Here is a 4,364-nt window from a genome sequence, read left to right as displayed (position 1 = left end):
GGTAATAACAAAAAGTCGGATGAGGGCATTTTTCATGGCTGTCAGCCACTGGATTCTGCTCTTCTGAAACTTATATCACTTATAAAACGATTGAGGGGAAATTGTCAACGGTAAATTTACCTTTTGCATACATTGCCATACGAAAATGTTCACTAAAGTTAGATATTTTGAGTCGTTTTCGCTCTTGGATTTTCAATTCTCACAATAGCAAAGCCCAAATAAATTTGTCCTTTGCTTACATTGCTTACGAAAATGTTCATTACCTTTGCAGATATTTTTTTTGCAACATATGACGCTATGACACAAGATAGAGAAATCTTCGCGATAATTCGAAAAGAACAGGAACGACAACTGAAAGGCATTGAGTTGATTGCTTCTGAGAACTTTGTGAGTGAACAGGTGATGCAGGCAATGGGATCTGTGATGACAAATAAATATGCCGAAGGTTATCCCGGAAGAAGGTATTACGGAGGTTGTGAGGTGGTCGATTTGAGCGAAAAGCTTGCCATTGACCGGTTAAAAAAGATTTTTGATGCCGAATGGGTCAACGTACAGCCACATTCTGGCGCGCAGGCCAATGCTGCTGTCTTTCTGGCCTGCCTGAAAGCGGGAGATAAATTTCTCGGATTGAATCTTTCACACGGAGGGCATCTCTCACATGGTTCTCCCGTGAATTTCTCCGGTTTGATGTTTGAACCCATTGCATACAGCGTTCGTGAGGAAGATCAACGTGTGGATTACGAGCAGCTGGAATCGCTGGCACGATCGGAACGGCCCAAACTGATTATCGCCGGGGCATCGGCCTATTCACGCGAGTGGGACTATGCCCGTATCCGCAAGGTGGCCGATGAAATAGGGGCTATCTTCATGGTGGATATGGCACATCCGGCCGGACTGATTGCCGCAGGGTTGCTGGAAAATCCGTTGAAACATGCGCATATTGTCACCTCTACTACCCATAAGACGCTTCGAGGCCCTCGTGGCGGTGTGATCCTGATGGGAAAAGATTTTGAAAATCCGTGGGGTTATACCACTCCCCGGGGAGAGGTAAAGATGATGTCGGCTCTGTTGGATTCGGCTGTCTTCCCGGGTATGCAGGGAGGTCCTTTAGAACACGTAATTGCCTCTAAAGCTGTTTCATTCTTCGAAGCGCTTCAGCCGGAATACAAAACCTATCAGACACAGGTTCAAAAAAATGCGGCTGTAATGGCCCAGGCATTCAGTGACAAGGGTTACAACGTGGTATCCGGAGGTACGGACAATCACATTGTCCTGGTGGATTTGCGTACCAAGTTCCCGGCGTTGACCGGAAAGGTGGCAGAGAAAGCACTTGTGGAGGCCGATATCACCACCAACAAAAATATGGTTCCCTTCGACAGCCGCTCACCTTTCCAGACTTCCGGCCTTCGTTTCGGTACACCGGCCATCACCACCCGTGGAGCAAAAGAGGAATTGATGGGTGAAGTTGTGGAAATGATTGATACAGTGTTGTCGCATCCCGAAGATGCGAAAACAATTGCCACCGTACGCGGGAAGGTAAATACAGTGATGGGCCAATACCCGCTTTTTGCCTGGTAAAGAGCATCTGTCTCCGAAAACATCCCGCGCAGGGACAACGGGGATGTAAGTAATATATGCAATGAGGAATGGTTGAACTGTTCCTCATTTTTGTTTACATTTGCATATGTGCAATGGAAAATATGAAAGATCTGCATTCAACAGTTGTACCGCATAAACTTGTTTTGTCGGGTAAAAAATGTCGCTTCAGAGCCACACATGGTTGAATCTGTACAAAGAGAGATATCCGAATGAACATCCTTCAGACCGAAATTAAATTTATTCCCGGTGTGGGGCCCAAGAGGGCAGAGATCCTGCAAAAGGAGATCGATGTCTTTACGCTGGGCGACCTTTTGCGCTGGTATCCCTATCGCTATATCGACCGCTCGCGAATGTATTACGTGCATGAGATTGATCAGTCGCAGGCTTACATCCAGCTGAAGGGGAAAATCACCGCTTTCGAAACTTTCGGGGAAGGAAGGAAAAGGAGGCTGGTGGCTCATTTTACCGACGGAACCGGCTTTGTGGATCTGGTCTGGTTCCAGGGAGTACGATTCATCGAAAACAAGTATAAGTTCAACCAGGAGTATATTGTTTTTGGGAAACCCAGTCTCTTTAACGGCAAGTGGAATATTCCCCATCCGGAAATCGATCCTTATATGGGCGAATCGGACCGGCCGGAAGGACTGATGGCGATGTACAACACCACGGAGAAGATGAAGAGCCACTACCTCAACTCAAAAGCGATGCAGAAGATCCTGGAGAGTGCGTTCGGGATGATCAAAGAACGGCTGCCAGAGTCTCTCTCTCCCGATGTGGTAAAGGAGGCAAGGCTTATGCCCTTCCACGATGCAGTGGAAAACATTCACTTCCCGAAATCAACCGCTCTGTTGAAGGACGCCGAGTTTCGACTGAAGTTTGAAGAACTTTTCTATATACAGCTAAACATTGTCCGTTACGCTTCCGACAGAAAGTCGAAGCTGCGGGGAGTCCTTTTTCCGAAAGTTGGCCGTTATCTCAATTCTTTCTATAAAAAGAAATTGCCTTTTCCGTTGACCGATGCACAGAAGCGGGTGATCAAAGAGATCCGGAAAGATACAGCCTCCGGGAAGCAGATGAACCGCCTCCTGCAGGGAGATGTGGGTAGCGGGAAGACGTTGGTGGCAATCATGTGTATGCTGATAGCCCTCGATAACGATTTTCAGTCCTGCCTGATGGCGCCCACGGAGATCCTGGCGGCACAGCATTTTGAGACATTTACGCAGATGCTCTCAGGAATGGATGTGGAGGTGGCGCTGTTGACAGGTTCCACAAAGAAAAAAGAGCGGGAGGAGATCCACGCCGGACTGTTATCGGGAAGAATAAACATACTGATCGGTACCCATGCCCTGATTGAGGATGTGGTGCAGTTTCGCAACCTCGGCTTTGTGGTGATCGATGAGCAGCACCGCTTTGGGGTGATGCAGCGTGCCAAACTCTGGGAAAAGAGCAAGCATCCGCCTCATATGCTTGTGATGACCGCCACGCCTATTCCGCGTACGCTGGCCATGACGGTATACGGCGACCTGGATGTTTCCGTGATCGACGAGCTGCCTCCGGGACGCAAGCCGGTGCAGACAGTTCACCGCTACGACAAGAGACGGGGTGCTCTTTATCAGTTTATCCGGGATCAGATACGTGCCGGGCGACAAGCCTATATGGTCTATCCGTTGATTGAAGAGAGCGAGACGCTCGACCTGAAGAACCTGGAAGAGGGATACGAACATGTGAAAGCGGCATTTCCGGAGTTCACCGTCTGCAAGATGCATGGACGCATGAAGCCGGCCGAGAAGGAGGAAGTAATGCGGCAGTTTGTGACTGGCGAAGCACAGATCATGGTCTCCACGACCGTGATTGAGGTGGGGGTGAATGTGCCGAATGCCAGCGTGATGGTGATCGAGAGTGCTCAGCGGTTCGGCCTCTCACAGCTTCACCAGCTGCGGGGCAGAGTAGGGCGGGGAGCGGACCAGTCCTGGTGTGTGCTGATCACACCCTACGAGCTCTCTGCTGATACTCGCAAGCGGATAGAAATCATGACCGAGAGCAACGACGGATTTGTGATTGCCGAAGCGGACCTGAAGCTGCGTGGCCCGGGCGATCTGGAAGGGACGCAACAGAGCGGGATCCCATTCAACCTGCGCATTGCCGACCTGGTGCGCGACAATGCCATCCTCTTCCGTGCGCGCGAGATTGCGGAGCAGCTTATTGAAAAAGACCCTCGGCTGGAAGAACCGGAACATCTGGTGCTGAAGCAACAGCTCAGCCGCCTGAGCGGAAATCGGTACGACTGGAGCAGGATCGGGTGACTTTTTGTAAATAAGAGTTCAGCATCAGCTTTGCATACTCCCCACTTGGGTTGGTTTAAGTACTTACATCAATCGCACCTCCTTCGGTATGCGCTGATAGTCACTTTATTTGTATATATGGAGATGATAAGCCGATAATAGGGGGATGGCAGTCCAGGTATAGCCTATGTCCATCGAAAAACGCATGTTTTTATTTTTCCGGTCCCATTATCTCCGGGCTTACTCCCGGATTCCTGTAGTCAAAGAATGCGATGCCGCTCTTTCTATAGAGGTCTGTCATTTTCTCCATCCGCCTGTCGAAATGCCGGAAGTCTTTTACTGCATCGTTACTCCAGGCTGCCTCGGCCAGGGCTGCGATACGTGGAAAGACCATAAACTGAAATCTTTCCTTACTATGAATTACTTCAGTCCAGACATTGGCCTGAATTCCCATCACATGGGGTGAACAAAAAGAAACTCCGC

The 4,364-nt window shown here is 49.5% G+C and carries 3 protein-coding genes; 2 read left to right on the top strand and 1 reads right to left on the bottom strand.

Annotated elements, in window-relative coordinates; all coding sequences use genetic code 11:
• Positions 1-297 precede the first annotated feature (297 nt).
• Together glyA and recG are read left to right on the top strand one after the other, a co-directional pair.
• On the top strand, positions 298-1,578 hold the full coding sequence (gene glyA, locus B3Z75_RS02220; protein ID WP_294067281.1) for a serine hydroxymethyltransferase: 1,281 nt from the start codon (positions 298-300) through the stop codon (positions 1,576-1,578).
• Between the two features lie 230 nt (positions 1,579-1,808).
• Positions 1,809-3,902 (top strand): ATP-dependent DNA helicase RecG, encoded by a 2,094-nt coding sequence (gene recG, locus B3Z75_RS02215; RefSeq protein WP_294067279.1) that lies wholly within the window; start codon positions 1,809-1,811, stop codon positions 3,900-3,902.
• 190 nt (positions 3,903-4,092) lie between these two features.
• Here the strand turns inward: recG and B3Z75_RS02210 are convergent.
• A partial coding sequence (locus B3Z75_RS02210) for a family 20 glycosylhydrolase (protein ID WP_294067277.1) occupies positions 4,093-4,364 on the bottom strand: 272 nt, incomplete at its 5' end.

The organism is Proteiniphilum sp. UBA1028 (assembly GCF_002316955.1).
GTDB lineage: Bacteria > Bacteroidota > Bacteroidia > Bacteroidales > Dysgonomonadaceae > Proteiniphilum.
This window is presented reverse-complemented; position numbering and strand designations above follow the sequence as displayed.